This is a genomic window from Bacillus sp. C-3-6 (assembly GCF_054509685.1).
This window is the reverse complement of sequence record NZ_CM137247.1, coordinates 4,048,025-4,065,349: the sequence shown is the minus strand read 5'-3', so window position 1 is coordinate 4,065,349 and position 17,325 is coordinate 4,048,025. Positions and strand designations below refer to the sequence as shown.

At 35.5% G+C, this 17,325-nt stretch carries 16 protein-coding genes and 1 tRNA gene; 14 read left to right on the top strand and 3 right to left on the bottom strand.

The genetic code is table 11. The features are described 5' to 3' along the window. The first annotated feature begins 153 nt into the window (after positions 1 to 153). The 3 genes from ACW0JX_RS20855 to ACW0JX_RS20845 are packed head-to-tail and all read left to right on the top strand — an operon-like array spanning position 154 to position 2,184. Positions 154 to 924: a metal ABC transporter ATP-binding protein gene (locus ACW0JX_RS20855; RefSeq protein ID WP_001059662.1), complete on the top strand. Its 771-nt coding sequence runs from the start codon at positions 154 to 156 to the stop codon at positions 922 to 924. Continuing rightward, entirely contained in the window at positions 924 to 1,757 is an 834-nt protein-coding gene (locus ACW0JX_RS20850; protein ID WP_000613817.1) for a metal ABC transporter permease, read from the top strand. The genes ACW0JX_RS20855 and ACW0JX_RS20850 overlap by 1 nt, the downstream gene beginning before the upstream one ends. 13 nt (positions 1,758 to 1,770) lie before the next feature. Continuing rightward, positions 1,771 to 2,184 carry a Fur family transcriptional regulator gene (locus tag ACW0JX_RS20845; RefSeq protein ID WP_001054516.1) on the top strand — a complete coding sequence of 138 codons (414 nt, stop codon included), beginning with the start codon at positions 1,771 to 1,773 and terminating at the stop codon, positions 2,182 to 2,184. Positions 2,185 to 2,263: 79 nt separating this feature from the next. Here ACW0JX_RS20845 and ispG read toward each other — a convergent pair whose 3' ends face one another. The 3 genes from ispG to yqgB form a co-directional block, all read right to left on the bottom strand. Beyond that, positions 2,264 to 3,367: a flavodoxin-dependent (E)-4-hydroxy-3-methylbut-2-enyl-diphosphate synthase gene (gene ispG / locus ACW0JX_RS20840; RefSeq protein WP_161114734.1), complete on the bottom strand. Its 1,104-nt coding sequence runs from the start codon at positions 3,365 to 3,367 to the stop codon at positions 2,264 to 2,266. Between the two features lie 164 nt (positions 3,368 to 3,531). Then, positions 3,532 to 3,897, bottom strand: coding sequence for a protein YqfZ (yqfZ, locus tag ACW0JX_RS20835; RefSeq protein WP_000825415.1), 366 nt, complete (start codon positions 3,895 to 3,897; stop codon positions 3,532 to 3,534). Between the two features lie 65 nt (positions 3,898 to 3,962). Next, positions 3,963 to 4,721 carry a protein YqgB gene (gene yqgB, locus ACW0JX_RS20830; RefSeq protein WP_000021895.1) on the bottom strand — a complete coding sequence of 253 codons (759 nt, stop codon included), beginning with the start codon at positions 4,719 to 4,721 and terminating at the stop codon, positions 3,963 to 3,965. Positions 4,722 to 4,963: 242 nt separating this feature from the next. Between yqgB and ACW0JX_RS20825 the strand changes: the two genes are divergently transcribed. The 11 genes from ACW0JX_RS20825 (at position 4,964) to rpmG (ending at position 17,305) form a co-directional block, all read left to right on the top strand. Next, positions 4,964 to 5,037: transfer RNA gene (locus ACW0JX_RS20825), tRNA-Ile, on the top strand. 221 nt (positions 5,038 to 5,258) lie between these two features. Beyond that, positions 5,259 to 5,870, top strand: coding sequence for a superoxide dismutase [Mn] (gene sodA / locus ACW0JX_RS20820; protein WP_001052031.1), 612 nt, complete (start codon positions 5,259 to 5,261; stop codon positions 5,868 to 5,870). A 117-nt stretch (positions 5,871 to 5,987) separates the two neighbouring features. Then, entirely contained in the window at positions 5,988 to 7,265 is a 1,278-nt protein-coding gene (locus ACW0JX_RS20815) for an MFS transporter (protein ID WP_023523062.1), read from the top strand. A 109-nt stretch (positions 7,266 to 7,374) separates the two neighbouring features. Further along, positions 7,375 to 9,504 (top strand): peptidoglycan D,D-transpeptidase FtsI family protein, encoded by a 2,130-nt coding sequence (locus ACW0JX_RS20810; protein WP_071713588.1) that lies wholly within the window; start codon positions 7,375 to 7,377, stop codon positions 9,502 to 9,504. 342 nt (positions 9,505 to 9,846) lie between these two features. Next, the gene (locus ACW0JX_RS20805; RefSeq protein ID WP_459245791.1) at positions 9,847 to 10,755 is read left to right on the top strand and encodes a PstS family phosphate ABC transporter substrate-binding protein; all 909 of its coding nucleotides are present in this window, start codon (positions 9,847 to 9,849) and stop codon (positions 10,753 to 10,755) included. 27 nt (positions 10,756 to 10,782) lie between these two features. After that, positions 10,783 to 11,733 carry a phosphate ABC transporter permease subunit PstC gene (gene pstC, locus ACW0JX_RS20800; RefSeq protein WP_459245040.1) on the top strand — a complete coding sequence of 317 codons (951 nt, stop codon included), beginning with the start codon at positions 10,783 to 10,785 and terminating at the stop codon, positions 11,731 to 11,733. Between the two features lies 1 nt (position 11,734). After that, positions 11,735 to 12,601 carry a phosphate ABC transporter permease PstA gene (pstA, locus tag ACW0JX_RS20795; RefSeq protein WP_029443309.1) on the top strand — a complete coding sequence of 289 codons (867 nt, stop codon included), beginning with the start codon at positions 11,735 to 11,737 and terminating at the stop codon, positions 12,599 to 12,601. Positions 12,602 to 12,629: 28 nt separating this feature from the next. Then, positions 12,630 to 13,445: a phosphate ABC transporter ATP-binding protein gene (gene pstB / locus ACW0JX_RS20790; protein ID WP_000226681.1), complete on the top strand. Its 816-nt coding sequence runs from the start codon at positions 12,630 to 12,632 to the stop codon at positions 13,443 to 13,445. Positions 13,446 to 13,734: 289 nt separating this feature from the next. Then, the gene (phoU, locus tag ACW0JX_RS20785; RefSeq protein ID WP_000251246.1) at positions 13,735 to 14,391 is read left to right on the top strand and encodes a phosphate signaling complex protein PhoU; all 657 of its coding nucleotides are present in this window, start codon (positions 13,735 to 13,737) and stop codon (positions 14,389 to 14,391) included. 340 nt (positions 14,392 to 14,731) lie between these two features. Continuing rightward, a complete protein-coding gene (locus tag ACW0JX_RS20780) occupies positions 14,732 to 17,086 on the top strand; it encodes a sugar phosphate nucleotidyltransferase (protein ID WP_097821477.1) in 2,355 nt (784 codons plus the stop codon). 69 nt (positions 17,087 to 17,155) lie between these two features. Continuing rightward, positions 17,156 to 17,305 carry a 50S ribosomal protein L33 gene (gene rpmG, locus ACW0JX_RS20775; protein WP_001265616.1) on the top strand — a complete coding sequence of 50 codons (150 nt, stop codon included), beginning with the start codon at positions 17,156 to 17,158 and terminating at the stop codon, positions 17,303 to 17,305. Positions 17,306 to 17,325: the final 20 nt, after the last annotated feature.

The following is a 17,325-nucleotide window of genomic DNA, read 5'->3' as shown; positions in this document are numbered from 1 at the left end:
CAGAGAATTTTTCTCTGCTTTTTGTTATAATAGTAAGGTTTCTTGAAAAAATAGATATATTTTAGGCAGATTGGTTTACAACTATAATAAGCTGTACTATAATTCAAATAGATATAAATCGGAATCATTCTGAATTAAAATAGGTGAGATGCTATGAATAATATATTAGAGATTGAAGGTTTAACATTCCGATACGAAGATCGGAATGTGTTAGAAAATATTAATTTGCAAGTTCCGAAGGGAGCTTTTTTAGGTTTAGTGGGACCGAATGGTTCAGGTAAATCAACTTTACTTAAGTGTTTATTAGGCGTTTTAAAGCCAAAAGAAGGAAGCATTCGTGTGTTTGGCGTTGATAGTAAGAAGTTTAAGGAATGGAATAAAGTTGGTTATGTATCCCAAAAAGCAAATAGTTTCAATTCTGGTTTTCCAGCAACTGTTTCTGAAGTTGTGTCAATGGGACTTGTTTCGAAAAAAGGGCTTTTTCGCTTTTTCACAAAAGAGGATAAGAAAAAGGTAGAAAAAGCAATTGCTGATGTAGGGATGAGTGAGTTTCAAGGTCGTAATATTGGAGAGCTTTCTGGTGGACAGCAACAGCGTGTATTTATTGCTCGTGCGCTCGTTAGTGATCCTGAATTGCTTATTTTAGACGAGCCTACTGTTGGAATCGATGTAAAAAATGTGGAAAGTTTTTACGAAATATTAGAGGATTTAAACAAAAGGCTCGGGATCACATTAATTCTTGTTACTCATGATATGGGAGCTGTTACCGAAAAAGTAACACATGTTGCATGTCTAAACCAACATCTACATTTCCATGGAAATGTAGAGAAGTTCCGAGAGTTAGAAGATGCAGAAATGTCCGTCTTATATGGACATCATGTTCATCGTTTAGAACACGAACATGAGCATCACGGGAGGATATAATGATACAAGATTTTTTACAATATGACTTTTTACGTAATTCTTTATATGCAGGTATTTTAATTGGACTTGTTGCACCGCTAATAGGTGTGTTTGTTGTTATTCGTCGTTTATCTCTTATTGCGGATGCATTAAGTCACGTGACGTTATCAGGTATTGCAGCAAGTTTATTACTTGAAAAAACCATTTTTACAGGTGGATTTTTAAACCCCTTATATATGGGGATGGTTTTTTCAATTGGTGGAGCGCTATTAATCGAAAAGTTAAGAACTGTATATAAGCACTATCAAGAATTAGCAATTCCGATTATCCTTTCGGCAGGGATGGGAGTTGGAGTTATTTTCATTTCACTTGCAAATGGATTTAACACAGACTTATTTAGTTATTTATTTGGTAGTGTCAGTGCTGTAACAAGTACGGATTTAATTATTATTGGGATTGTAGCAATTGTTGTTGTTGCGACAATTATTTTATTATATAAAGAGCTGTTTCTACTATCATTTGATGAGGAATACGCAGTATCAACTGGTTTAAGAGCGAAATGGATTCACTTTATTTTCATTATATTAGTTGCTCTTGTCATTGCAGTATCAATGCGTGTAGTAGGGGTTCTTCTCGTATCATCATTAATGACGTTACCAGTTGCAGCAAGTATTCGTATTGCTAAAGGATTTAAACAAACAATTTTCTTTTCCATTTTATTTGGTGAAATTGCAGTAATTGGTGGAATGTTTGCTTCGTATCAACTTGATCTAGCACCAGGTGGTACAATTGTTATGATAGCAGTTCTTATTTTAATCGGTGCGATTTTATGGAAGAAGAAAAAAACTGCATAAAGTAGGGATAGGTATGAATCTAACAGAAGCTTTACGCCTAATGAAGGAAAAAGGATACAAACATACTGGAAAAAGAGAAGAGATGCTCAGATTATTTGCAGCACATAATCGTTATTTAACTGCGAAAGACGTTTTAGAGCATATGAAAGACGATTATCCAGGGCTTAGTTTTGATACGATTTATCGTAACTTAACAGTTTTTGCTGAGATTGGTGTTTTAGAACAAACGGAATTAAATGGTGAAAAACATTTTCGTTTCACTTGTTCTATTATGGAACATCATCATCATTTTATTTGTTTGGATTGTGGTGGGACGAAAGAGATTACTTCCTGCCCAATGGATTTTATGAATAAAGACTTTACTGGTTATGAAGTAACGGGTCATAAGTTTGAAATATATGGTCGTTGTCCAAAATGTGCAAAGTAAAAGCTCGTCGGTTATATAACTGACGAGCTTTTTTACGTAGAAAAGAAGGTTGCTCACAAATATTGTGGCAACCTTCTTTTTATTGTTCTTGTGTCTCTTTTTCTTTTTCTCGTTCAGCAGCCATTTCAGCAGCAATTACGTCGATTTCTTTTTTCAGTTCTTCTACCATTGTTTCTTCTGGTACTTTACGAACGACTTGCCCTTTACGGAATAATAATCCCTCTCCACGTGCACCAGCAATACCGATATCAGCTTCACGAGCTTCACCAGGACCATTTACAGCGCAACCAAGTACTGCAACTTTAATTGGTACTTGAAGTGTAGAGATGTATTCTTCCACTTCGTTAGCGATGCTAATTAAATCGATTTCAATACGACCACAAGTTGGACAAGAGATAAGTGTCGCTGCGTTAGACGCAAGACCGAATGATTTTAATAATTCACGAGCAACTTTTACTTCTTCAACTGGATCAGCACTTAATGAAATACGTAGTGTATTTCCGATGCCTTTACTTAAGATTGCTCCAAGACCAGCGGCACTTTTTACAGTTCCAGCAAACAATGTTCCAGATTCTGTAATACCTAAATGTAATGGGTAATCAAAAGCGCGAGCAGCTTTCTCGTATGCTTCGATTGCTAAGTTAACATCAGAGGCTTTCATAGATACGATAATATCGTGGAAATCTAAGTCCTCTAAAATTTTAATATGATGTAGCGCGCTCTCAACCATACCATCAGCAGTTGGGTATCCGTACTTTTCTAAAATGTGGCGCTCTAATGAACCAGCGTTTACACCAATACGGATTGGAATACCGCGCTCTTTTGCTGCATTTACAACAGCTTCTACTTTATGGCGACGACCAATATTACCTGGATTGATACGTACTTTATCAATGCCACCTTCAATTGCTTTTAAAGCAAGGCGATAATCAAAATGAATATCAGCAACAAGTGGAATGTTGATTTGTTTTTTTATATCAGCAATAGCATTAGCTGCGCGTTCATCTGGAACGGCAACGCGGACGACTTGACAGCCAGCTTCTTCTAAACGCTTGATTTCAGCAACTGTTGCTTCAACATCATGTGTTTTTGTTGTTGTCATACTTTGTATAATTAATTCATTATTACCGCCAATTGTTAAATTACCGACTTTAACTGGACGTGTTTTTGTACGATGAGTCATTTCATTCACGAATAGATCGCTCTCCTTATAAAAGAAGTTTCTTATTTAGTCCCTCATATCAATGATAGTATACGTGATATAGGGCTATAGAAACCGAAGTGCTCGGTTTCACTTTTACTATTGTATCAGCGCCTTTATGTAATTGACAAGGATTAAGTGATGGCTTATTGATATAACGGGAATTTATAAGACTTTCCAATTTGTATTTTTGTAGCAGATGTACTTTTGTTTAATTGTTTAAAGTCGTCAATGACTTTTTCTATGGAAGGAATTTTTTTCTTGTTAATTTGTTCTGTAATAGAAAGAACTGTCTCGCCAGTTTTTACTTCAATTGTTTTATAAGATGTATCCGTTTCTTTTTCTGTTTTATTCTCTTTATTTTGTTGGCTGTCTGTGTTTTCTTTTTTAATCGTTTGGGCAGCAGTTGTTTTTTTATATGAACTTAACATCGGTAAAGTACCGATTTTTATATCGTAATAAAATATATAACCGAGAACAAGCACGAATAGGAATATACCTAACCTCTTCATATTCTTCACTCCTTTGCTAGGAATATATGCTTGTCCAAAAAAAAAATGCCTATTTAGGCATTTTTTTATTTTTCTTTCGGTTGGGGTACCTCTTTAATCGTTAAGTATAGAACGATTAAAACAACAGCGATATAAATGAATGTTGCGCCAGGTACGACGATTTTGAATAAATCCATAATCATGAAGAAAATGGTTGGGATTGTGTAGCTGTATGCAGTTAGTGTCCAAACTTGTTTATAGGATAGTTTACGTTGACCGCTCATAGCAGAACCGATGAACGCAAGTAAAGTCACGCCTACAAAAGTGATGAATAATTGGAATAGGTACACTAAGAATCCAATAACAAATAATAAAATTGGATAAATATTATCGAATAAAGAAATAAATTCTTGTAGATCTTTTTTCTCAAGAGATGCACCTAACAAATCGTTATAAGAATACGTTTGTGTTTGACCATTTCCCATAGAGACTACTTTATCTTTTAAAACAAATAAACCTGTTTTATTTTGATATTTTTCTAGGTCTGTTGAATTTGGATCAAATACGAAAAGTGCATTTCCTTCTTCTTTTTCAATAGGCTGATCAATATCGGCTTTTAGTTCGCCATTTTCAATTTTAAAATCAGGTAAATCTTTATCGATGACTTGATTTACCATGCCTACACCATCTTGGATAAAACTACCGTACAAAAAAGTTCTTGGAATAGTAGTAATTAAGCAAAGTAGCATAATATACAAAATGGTTTTACCGATTTTTTGAAAACGGAATAGCGCCATATCTTTAGGCGAGTATATGCTTTTTACGAATTGGGTAAATATGGACATAGATTCACTTCCTTTATGTATGTATAAAATCATTGTAACGTAGGAATCTAGAGAATCTCAAGATATATTATATTTACATATAGTGGAGATAACTAAATTTCTTTTTATTAACTTTCTTCTTTTAAATAAGAAAAATACAATTGACACTTTTCTTTTCTATATGGTAAATTTATCTTACATTTCTTAAAGGGCATATCCGATAGGAATTCCTTTATTTGATATGTTGTTACATACATAATTGTGGACCCTTAGCTCAGCTGGTTAGAGCAGACGGCTCATAACCGTCCGGTCGTAGGTTCGAGTCCTACAGGGTCCATATCCATTTCGCATGTTTATTATGTTAGCAGGAAGCTTCCTTGTAGAAGGAAGCTTTTTTTACGGAATATATGAGCATTTTAATTGAAAAGAAGTGGGAATTTTGCTACTTTAATGATAGCAAGACAATGTGATTTATTTGTTTGCACCCTATGGCAATTAGGGTAGAATGAAGTTGTATGTCACTTAAGTGGCAATACATAAACTGGGAGGAATATAACAATGGCAAAACACGAATTACCAAATTTACCTTATGCGTATGATGCTTTAGAGCCTCACTTTGACAAAGAAACAATGAACATCCATCATACAAAACATCACAACACGTACATTACAAACTTAAACGCTGCTTTAGAAGGTCATGCAGAATTAGCTGACAAAAGCGTAGAAGAATTAGTTGCAAACTTAAACGAAGTACCAGAAGCAATCCGTACAGCAGTACGTAACAATGGTGGCGGACATGCTAACCATACATTCTTCTGGACAATCCTATCTCCAAACGGCGGAGGACAACCTGTAGGTGAACTTGCAACTGCAATTGAAGCAAAATTCGGTAGCTTCGATGCATTCAAAGAAGAATTCGCAAAAGCTGGCGCAACTCGCTTCGGTTCTGGTTGGGCTTGGTTAGTAGTAAACAATGGTGAGTTAGAAGTAACAAGCACTCCAAACCAAGATTCTCCTTTAACTGAAGGTAAAACGCCAGTTATCGGTTTAGATGTTTGGGAGCATGCTTACTACTTAAACTACCAAAACCGTCGTCCAGACTACATCGGTGCATTCTGGAACGTTGTAGATTGGAACGCTGCTGAAAAACGTTACCAAGAAGCAAAATAATTGTAATAAATATAGAAAAAAGCTAGGGGAGAACCCCTAGCTTTTTTCTATGCTTTCCTTTTACATAATTGGGCTTGTCTTTGGAAGACTAGAACATGAAGTAAAGGAGAGTTGTGTATGAAGTGGAAACATATAATTGGTGACGTTGAAGTGAATCGGGATTTAGTGTTATTGCTCCTTATAGGAGGTTTATACACGCTCGCAATTTCTTTATCGAATACGTTTGTAAATATTTATTTATGGAAACAAACACAAAATTATGTGAATCTTGGCTTGTATAATTTGGCCAGCGTTATATTACAGCCTCTCACATTTCTTGTAGGGGGAAAATTAGCGAAACGTATCGATCGCTCGATTTTATTACGAATAGGAGTAGGAACGCTCGCAATTTTTTTTATTGTTGTCTTAGTAGCGGGGAAAAGTGCTTCTCAGTATATTTTATTAATGGGGGCTCTTTTAGGAGTAGGATACGGTTTTTACTGGTTGGCTTTTAACTTATTGACATTTGAAATTACAGAACCAGAAACAAGAGATTTCTTTAATGGGTTTCTTGGACTTCTTACATCCTTCTCTGGGATGATCGGACCAATAGCAGCAGGATACACAATTTCACGTATGGAGAAATGGAGTGGTTATACTGTTATATTCTTTCTTTCATTAGTTCTATTTGCAATTGCTGTCGTCTTAAGCTTCTTTTTATCTAAAAGAGAATGTGAAGGGCGTTATGAAATCGTGCAAGTATTGAAAGAACGACGGATTGATAAAAACTGGGGAAAGATTACACGAGCTCATTTTTTCCAAGGATTGAGAGAAGGAACGTTTATTTTTGTCATTTCAGTATATGTTTATTTAGCAACTAATAGTGAGTTCGCATTAGGGAAATATAGTTTAGTGAACTCTGCTGTATCCTTTGTATGTTATTACTTAGTTGCTCGTATGTTAAAGAAGGAGTGGCGAAAAAAAGCAATTTTACTTGGAGGCATTATTTTATATGCTGTCGTCTTTTTAGTTATTTTCAATGTTACATACACGAAATTACTTATTTATGCGGCATGTATTGCGATTGCATATCCTATTTTACTTGTTCCGTATGGATCAATGACATATGACGTAATTGGTAGAGCGAAAAATGCGAGAGAATGGCGTGTGGAATATGTCGTTGTTCGGGAGCTGTGGTTAAACGCCGGAAGAATCTGTTCCATTTTAAGTTTTTTATGTGCTGTACTATTCTTTCCACCTGAAAAAAGTTTACCTTACTTATTATGTATTTTAGGTGCTGGACATTTTCTTATTTATTTTGCAGTTAAAAATGTCAAATATGATGAGGGAAATGCGAGTAAAACAAGTGTTGTAACGCAAGGAAACGCGCAAAACCAAACTGAACCAGAAGGTTAACTTCTCGTTTGTTTTATGCTAGAATAGAAAAAGATGTAAGACAGCAGTGAGGACACCTGTATGAAGGTGTCCCTTTCACATTACATAGCTGTTGGTAGAGGGGGTTTGTATGAGCAAGAAGCAGAAGCAAAATAAGAAAAAGACCCACGTTCCTTTTCGGTTAAACGTGCTGTTTTTCTGCGTGTTTTTAATGTTCTCCGCGGTTATTGTAAGGCTCGGATATGTACAAATTGTTCGCGGTGAAGAATATAAGAATGAAGTGGAGAAGAAAGAAAACTCAACGATAAGTAATCCTGTACCGCGTGGGAAAATATTTGACCGTTATGGGCGATCTGTAGTAGATAATGCAGCCATTCGTACTATTACATTTACAAAAATGAAAGGATCAACTGCAGAGGATCGCTTAGAAACAGCGAAAAAGCTAGCAGATTTGATTGAAGTACCGACAGATAAATTAACAGATCGCGATAAAAAAGATTATTGGCTTGCTATGCATAAAGAGGAAGCTAAAGAAAAAATTACGAATAAAGATCGTCAAGAGTTTAAAGATAAAAAAATTGATGATAAAGAATTAGACGAGCGTCAGCGCAGTCGTGTAACAGAAGAAGAGATTAATCAATTATCCGCAAAAGATCTAGAAATACTAGCGATTAAGAGTAAGATGGATGGCGGATATGCAATGACACCTCAAGTTCTTAAGAAAAATGCAACAGATGAAGAATATGCGATTATTAGTGAAAATTTAGCGCAATTGCCGGGAGTAGATACAAGTGTTGATTGGGAACGAAAATATGCATATGATGGTGATTTGTTCCGAAGTGTACTTGGTGGTGTAACAACTTCTGACGAAGGTTTACCAAGAGAAAGACTAGATTACTATCTTGTTCGTGATTATAATCGAAATGACCGAGTAGGAAAAAGTTATCTTGAACAACAGTATGAAGATAGTCTGCACGGTACGAAAGCAGAAGTTAGAAATGTTACAGATAAAAACGGTAATATTTTAGAAACGATTAATGTATCAAAAGGACAAAGTGGTAATGACCTGAATTTAACGATTGATATGGAATTACAAAAGCGCGTGGAGGATATTCTTACGAAGAATTTAATGAGATTTAAAGGAAGCGAACCTCTTTTAGATCGCGCATTCGTTGTAATGATGAATCCAAAAAATGGTGAAGTTTTATCTATGGCTGGGAAACAATTAGTTAACGAAGATGGTCAAACGAAAGTAAATGACTTTGCATTAGGTACCATGACAAGTTCTTATCCGATGGGGTCAACTGTAAAAGGTGCAACAGTACTTACTGGATATCAAACTGGTGCGATTCAACCAGGTTCAGTACAATTGGATGAACCAATTAAATTAAAAGGTACACCTACGAAGTCATCTTGGAAAACGATGGGATATATTAATGATCTTACAGCTTTAAAAATGTCTTCTAACGTTTATATGTTTAAAACAGCGATGAATATCGCTGGTGTTCCATATGTGAGAGGTGGTACGTTAGATATACCTCAAAAAGCATTTGATACGATGCGTTATTATTTCGGACAGTTTGGACTTGGTGTAAAAACAGGAATTGATTTACCGAATGAATCTGCTGGTCAGATGGGGAGAGGTAGTCAACCAGGTTTCTTACTAGATTTATCAATTGGACAGTATGATACGTATACACCGCTTCAATTAGCGCAATATATTTCGACGATTGCCAATGGTGGATATCGTATGCAACCACAAGTTGTAAAAGAAATTCGTCAACCGGCAGTGAAACCAGATGAAGTTGGGAAAGTTGTTCAATCTATGGAACCGAAAGTATTAAATCGTGTTGATATGCCAGAATCGCAAATTAAACGTGTTCAAGAAGGATTTAGACAAGTGTATAATGATTCAGGTGGTACAGCTACCAAATACTTTACAGGTGCAAAATATAAAGCGGCAGGGAAGACAGGTACCGCGCAAACTGTGTATGGCGGAGATAAAGAGATTGGTAGAAAGGCAAATGGTGAACGTGTGGAAACATATAACTTAACATTAGTAGGTTATGCGCCACTTGAAGATCCAGAAGTAGCATTCTCTGTTGTTGTTCCATGGGTACATGATGATAAGACTGGTATTAATGGATATATTGGTCGTGAAATTATGGACGCCTACTTTGATTTAAAAAACCAAGAAGTAAATGGTGAAGCTCCAAAAGATGATAAAAACAATAAAAATAAAGATCAAGATGATGAATAAAAAAATTTAAAAAAAGCACACTATCTGAAAAGATAGTGTGCTTTTTTTTATGGTTTATGCATATCGTGTAATAAATGTGGACAAGTATACAACATTGAAAAAAAACGCGGCCGTATAAATGATACTTGTATATGGTGGGATAGGGGATAAATATTTTATAGGGAAATCATCAGAGGAAATGAATAGCTACTACTGAATTAAAATTGTACCGTATGTTGATTTATGTGGAACTTTACAAAACTTTTACAAACAATTAAAACCGAATTAATAGTTTAGCAGTATTCTTATATCTGTAATCCTGTTATTTCCGGTTACTTCTAGGAGGAAGAACACGTGAAATGGATGCGTACACCGATTATAATTTTCGTACTATCGATATGGTTCCTCTGTTTTGAAATGTCTACTGCATTTGCTTTAAATGATATGGGAGAAGTGAGAGTTGATGGATCCTCAACGGTTTTTCCTATTATAGAAGCAGTAGCGGAGGAATATACAAAGGTGCATCCAGACGTGAAAATTTCCATCAGTGTTTCTGGAACTGGAGGAGGATTTAATCGTTTCAGTAAAGGAGAAGTAGATATAAATAATGCTTCGAGAGTAATGAAACAAGTCGAGAAAAATGAGATGAAGAAAAACTCTATTCAGTTCACACCTTTTGAGGTCGCTAACGATGGTCTTACAATCGTTGTGAATCGGCACAATACATGGGTAGACGATATGTCAGTAGACGAGTTACGTTTACTGTGGAGTGAAGATGGAAGAGAGAAGCGATGGTCACAAATTCATTCAACATGGCCACGTGAACAAGTGAAGTTTTATGCACCAGGCGTAGACTCTGGTACTTATGATTATTTTCAAAATGTCATCTTACAAAATCATCGCATTGTAAAAAAAGTCTCTTTGTCTGAAGATGATCAAGTTATTATGCAAGGGGTAATGAATGATGAACATGCCATTGCTTTTGTAGGATATGCTTATTATATGGCTAATCGAGATAAGGTGAAAGCAATAAAAGTGAATGGTGTATTTCCGACGAAAGAGACCATTCAGTCAGGTAAGTATAAGCCGTTATCTAGGCCGCTACTTACTTATGTGAATAATGCATCTATCCGAAATAAAATGAATGTAGCAAACTATGTTGAGTTTATGATTCAGCATGTTGGTAACCTCGCTGAAGAGGTCGGGTATGTAAAATTAAGAAAAGAAAAATACAATGAACAGCTGCGTATGTTAACAGAAATAAAAAGGTAATGTCAGGGTGGAAAGGGGTTTTCATCTTTGGCTCATAATGACAAAAGTCAAATTACATTTTCTGTACAACATTTGATTGAAAGAAATACAAAACAAAGAAAAAAAACGCAGCAAATCAATCGAATAATGCCTTTGTTACTAAAAATAATTGCTAGCGTTTCTATTGTTACGACACTTGGAATTGTTTTTACGCTCTCTAATGAAACAATCATGTTTTTTCAAAAAATATCATTGTACTCCTTTTTGACGGAGAAAGAATGGTTACCGTTTTTTGAAAATCCTAAATTCGGTATATTACCACTTATATGTGGAACGTTCCTTGTAACAGCAATCGCTATGTTTGTAGCAATTCCTATCGGTTTAGCGTGTGCCGTATTTTTAAGCGAATATGCTTCAAATAGTGCACGGAAAATATTAAAGCCGATGTTAGAGCTATTAGCAGGTATCCCGACAATTGTATATGGTTTTTTTGCATTAACAATTGTTACGCCGCTTTTACAAAGGATTATACCAGATTTACAGTTTTTTAATGCGATTAGCCCAGGAATCGTTATCGGATTTATGATGATGCCTACAGTTGCATCTCTATCTGAAGACGCGATGAGAGCTGTGGCGAAAGGGACGAAAGAAGCTTCATTAGCACTCGGAGCGACGCGGTTTGAAATGGTAAAACAAGTGGTGTTTCCGTCCGCTTTTACAGGGATTATGGCAGCAATTATATTAGCGGCTTCGCGTGCAATTGGTGAAACGATGATTGTTGTAATTGCGGCAGGATCCACACCAAATGTATCGCTTGATCCGACACATTCTATTCAAACGTTAACAGCCTATATTGTGCAAGTAAGTTTAGGTGATGCTCCGCATGGAACGATTACGTATTACAGCATGTATGCTGTAGGTGCAACATTATTTTTGTTTACTTTTATTATGAACATCATTTCGCAGTCAATTATGTGCCGTTTTAGGAGGATGACATAATATGCGGATGTTGAATCATAAAAAAATACAAAAAAACATGGCATCACGCTTTTTAAAAGATCGAATTTACAAATTGTTATTTTATATAGCGATTTTATTTTCAATCGTAATTTTGTTTGTGTTACTTTTTCAAATTGTTGAAAAAGGTATAAGCTATCTTTCAATAGATTTCTTTACAAATTTCGCTTCACGTAATCCGAAAGAAGCTGGTATTGCTGCAGCTTTGTCAGGGACAATATTATTTATGAGTATTGTTATACCTGTTTCTTTTATATTTGGAGTTGGAACAGCCCTTTATTTAGAGCAATATGCGAAGGAATCTCTATTTAAAAAAATAGTAGAGATTAATAATCAAACATTAGCAGGAGTACCATCCGTTGTATTTGGATTGCTTGGTTTAACTATTTTTGTATATGCTCTTCATTTAGGAGAGAGTATAGTTGCAGCAGCACTGACGATGAGTTTACTCGTCTTACCAACAGTTGTTGTGGCGAGTCAAGAAGCGATCCGATCAGTACCAAGTGCATTATTAGAGGGTTCTTACGGATTAGGTGCTACGAAGTGGCAAACGATGTATCAAATTGTATTGCCATATGCTTTCCCGGGGATTATAACGGGCTGTACGTTAGCGATATCAAGAGCAATTGGAGAAGCAGCACCACTATTAGTTATTGGGGCACTTGCGTTTGCAAATTATGTTCCATTTAGTATGTTTGATAGATTTACAGTTTTACCAATTCAAATTTTTAATTGGATGAGTAGGCCACAAGAAGAATTTCAGTATGTAGCAGCAGCTGGGATGATTGTTTTGTTAGGTTTGTTGCTATTTATCAATATATTTGTTTTATGGTTACGAAATCGAAAATAAGTTGGAAGTGGATGAAAGGGGAATTCAAATGGTAGCAACAGTAGTAAATGTACAGGTGAAAAACGAAGAGAAAATCGAGACTGCGCCAAAGAAGGTAGTATTTGATACGAAAAACTTAAATTTATGGTATGGGGAAGACCATGCTTTAAAAGATATTAATTTAAGTATTCATGAGAATGAAGTTACAGCAATTATCGGTCCAAGTGGCTGTGGTAAATCAACGTACTTAAAAACGTTAAATCGCATGGTAGAGTTAGTACCGATCGTTCGAACTACAGGTGTAATTGAGTATAGAGAACGCAATATATTTGATAAATCATATCCAGTTGAAGAATTAAGAACGCACGTAGGAATGGTGTTCCAAAAGCCAAATCCATTTCCAAAATCTATTTATGAGAATGTAGCATACGGTCCAAAAATCCATGGTATTCGTGACAAAAAGACATTAGATGAAATTGTTGAGAAAAGTTTACGCGGAGCAGCGATTTGGGATGAGTTAAAAGATCGTTTGCACGATAATGCATACGGTTTATCTGGTGGACAGCAACAGCGTCTATGCATCGCACGTTGCTTAGCTATTGAGCCAGACGTTATTTTAATGGATGAGCCAACATCGGCACTAGATCCAATTTCAACATTAAAAGTAGAAGAATTAATTCAAGAGTTAAAGAAAGACTTTAGTATTGTTATCGTAACGCATAATATGCAACAAGCAGCGCGTATTTCAGACAAAACCGCTTTCTTCTTAAGCGGGGAAGTTGTGGAGTATACAGATACAAACAAATTATTTACGACGCCTTCAGATAAGCGTACAGAAGATTATATTACAGGTCGCTTTGGTTGATATCGTTGCAAAGCTAAGAGAAAATGCCCTCTTAACAGAGGGCATTTCTTATTTTTATCTCACTTTAATAGGGAAGTAATACCTTCTCTTTATCTTAAGGTTTATTACAAGCGTAAGAGGTTATGTAGGAGATTTATCCCGCTATTTGCGGGCAGTAAGACTCCACCTCAAAATTCAGCAAAAGCAAAGAAGTTAGGTGGGCAGGCGGCCTGTAAAAGCCCGATTGATGAGGGGTGATTAAAGTTTCACTTTGTATATAATGGCACATAATATTGAGGGGGAAGAAAAAATGGTAAGAGAACAGTTTCAAGGTGATTTAAAAGTGTTACAGCAAAAGGTGATTGAGCTTGGCGAATTAGCAAATGCGGCTTTATTGATTGCTATGGAAGGTCTGCATACAAGGGATGTAGAGAAAGCGTTAGAGGTCATTGATGGTGATTACCGTATGGATAATTTAGAAGAGGAAATAAACGATCTTGCGCTTATGCTCATTACGAAGCAGCAACCTGTAGCAAGTGACTTAAGAAGGATCTTTATTTCAATTAAAACAGCGACAGATTTAGAGCGTATTGCAGATCATGCTGTTAATATTGCAAAGGCTACAATTCGTCTTGGGGAAAAAGAAGTGGCTGTTAGTTTGCACAACCTGGATGAAATGTTTGCGGTTGCAAATAAGATGTTGCATTTAGCGTTAGAAGCATATGAACAAGAAAATTTAACTTTCGCGAAACAAATTGCTGAAATGGATGATTCCGTTGATGAAATATATGGAAAAGCAATTCGTGAGTTTATATCTTCAGTTCCGGAACAACCAGAAGCAATTACGCAAATTACACAATTATCATTTGTGGCGAGATATATTGAGCGTGTAGCAGACCATATTACAAATATTGCTGAAAATGTATTTTATTTAGTAAAAGGAAAGCATTATTTATTGAATGAGTAGGAATAAAAGTAGGTGATGAGAAATCACCTGCTTTTTTTAGTCAAAACATGACAAAAAAAGCTTGTTGTTTCCTTTAGTTTATGATGATAAGATGTATCATAATGTAATGGGAAAATTAGTATATATGTTGTTCGTTAATAAGTATTATTTATCAATTAATAGTAAGCGCTTTCTTGTCGTTTGAAACGTACGTTTTTATAGGTGGGAAATTTAATTATAGGGTCTTTTAAATGAGGATTCGTTTAACTAATCAAGTTTATGCTGCTAGTTCATGTGGGATAGAGAATATACATATGGTATATGGAGCTACTGAACATTATATAAGTGGAGGCTGAAGTATATGAAGGGGGTTATTTTAGCTGGAGGAAAAGGAAGACGCCTTAGACCATTAACATGTAATACTCCAAAGCCGATGTTACCATTATTAGAAAAACCAGTTTTAGAATACAATATTGAGTTATTACGCCAGCATGGTATTCGTGAAATTGCAATTACTGTTCAATATATGAGTACTACGATTAAGCGATATTTTGGTGATGGTAGTAAATGGGGAGTTAACTTGTATTATTTTGAAGACTCTCCTCCGCTTGGTACAGCAGGGAGTATTAAACAAGCAGAACAATTTTTAGATGAAACATTTGTTGTAATAAGCGGGGATGCATTAACTGACTTTCAATTATCAGAAGGAATTAGGTTTCATGAACAAAAGAAAAGAATGGTAACAATGTTTGTGAAAGAAGTAGAAAATCCACTCTCATTTGGATTGGTTGTAATGAATAAAGACCAGGAGGTTACACGATATATAGAAAAGCCGGGTTGGAATGAGGTAGTATCTAATGTTGTGAATACAGGCATATATATTATGGAGCCAGAAATCTTTTCTTACATACCGCCTAGACAATTTTTTGATTTCAGTCATGATGTGTTTCCGTTATTGGCAAACAAAAATGTGTTATTCGCATATTTGTCAGAAGGTTATTGGTTAGATATCGGCACATTTAATCAATATCGACAAGCACAATTTGATTTGTTAACGAAAAAGTTACAAGTACCTATTCCTTATACGGAAGTATTACCGATGGTATGGATGGGAGAAGGGGTGACGATTGGGAAAGGGACAAAAATTCATGGCCCCTCTTTCATTGGAGAAGGAGCAAAGATTGGTACAGGAGCTGTAATTGAGCCATATTCTATTATTGGAAAAAATAGTATCATTTCAAATTATTCTCATCTTCAAAAAAGTATTGTTTTTGCAAATGCCCATATTGGAAAGTATTGTGAACTATTAGAAACGACAATAGGAGAGCGTACAATAGTTGAAGATGACGTTACACTGTTTCAAAAAAGCATTGTAGCGGATCACTGTCATATCGGGAGAAGTACGATAATTAAGCAAAAAGGAAAACTATGGCCTTATAAGGCGATTGATAGTCATTCGATAGTAGGAGCGGCTGGTATTCAAGAGAGTGAAATGAGTGCAGGGTGGTTACAAAAAAGCCGCATTGTAGGAAGAGGGAATGTTGAAATTACTCCCCAGTTTATCGTGAAGATTGCGATGGCGTATGGCTCTCTTTTTACAAAAGGAGAAAGTATATTAATTGGAAGTCAAGAAAATATAGAAACAACCTCTTATAAAAATTTATTTTTACATGCTATTCATGGTATAGGGATTCATACGATGGAATGCAAAGAAATGAACGAGTCACTTTTTCAATATAGTGTTCATCATTTGCAATGTGCAGGTGGGGTTTTCATTCAAGTGGAGAATGAGAATGAGATTGTTATAAAGTTGTATGGTCAAGCTGGCATGCCGTTAACGTATAAGCAGCAAAAAGAGATAGAACAAGTATATATGTCCGAATTGTTTTATTACGTGCATGAGAAAGAGATGGGGCGAAATAAGCTGGTTCATGTTTCTATGAATGAGTATATAGAAGTTATATTGGGGCATATTGATATCGAGAAAATACAGATGCAGAAGTTTCATCTTCTTATTAATAAGAGAAATGATACGTTGCAACATTTACTTATGCTCTTTCTACAAAGACTTGGTTGTACAGTTACATGGATTTATGCAAGTGAACAAAAAGATCATGTGAAAGCTTTGATGAAATCAAGTAAAGCGAATATGGCTCTTATGTTTTCTGAGCAAGGAAATCATTTCGAGTTATACGATAAACATAGTAATATTTACCAGGGTACAGATTTAGAAGAGGTAGATATTCCAGATTTCTTACTCGAATCTACAGGAAATATTTACCCAATGTCTTTGAAATTAGGAGAATGTTATCTTCTTTTTTATACGCAGGATGAAAGGAAGTCGTTTCAAGTAAGGTGGAAGCGAGATATTTTATATCGAATTGGAAAATTATTTGAGCTAATAGCATTGCAAGGAAAAACGTTTCTCAGCATAGTAGAGCAATCACCTCCGCTCTATTTACTTTATGATGAAGTGGTATGTTCATGGAATGAAAAAGGGGAAATTATGAGGAAATTATTGGATGATATTGAAAGGAAGGGAGAAGGCATATTTGAAGGAGTACAGTTCAAATATACTGAAAAAGAGTGGTCTTATATCGTTTCTGACACAAAACAACCAAAATTTTTAGTGTATTCACATGCTAGAAACCCAGTAATAGCAAGGGAAAATATGAAAAATCTTATAGAAAAAATTAGACAATATCAAAAGGTGTAGAATTTTTATTTTAAAAGTGGTATTATAGTATAGTCTGATTTAAGTTATTAGTACTGGAGGGAAATAAGAATGCGTGTGAATATTACTCTAGCATGTACAGAATGCGGAGATCGTAACTATATCTCAAAGAAAAATAAACGTAACAACGCTGAGCGTATCGAGCTTAAAAAGTATTGCAAGCGTGACAAGAAGTCTACGTTACACCGTGAAACAAAGTAAGCAGTAGGAATATTTTCCTA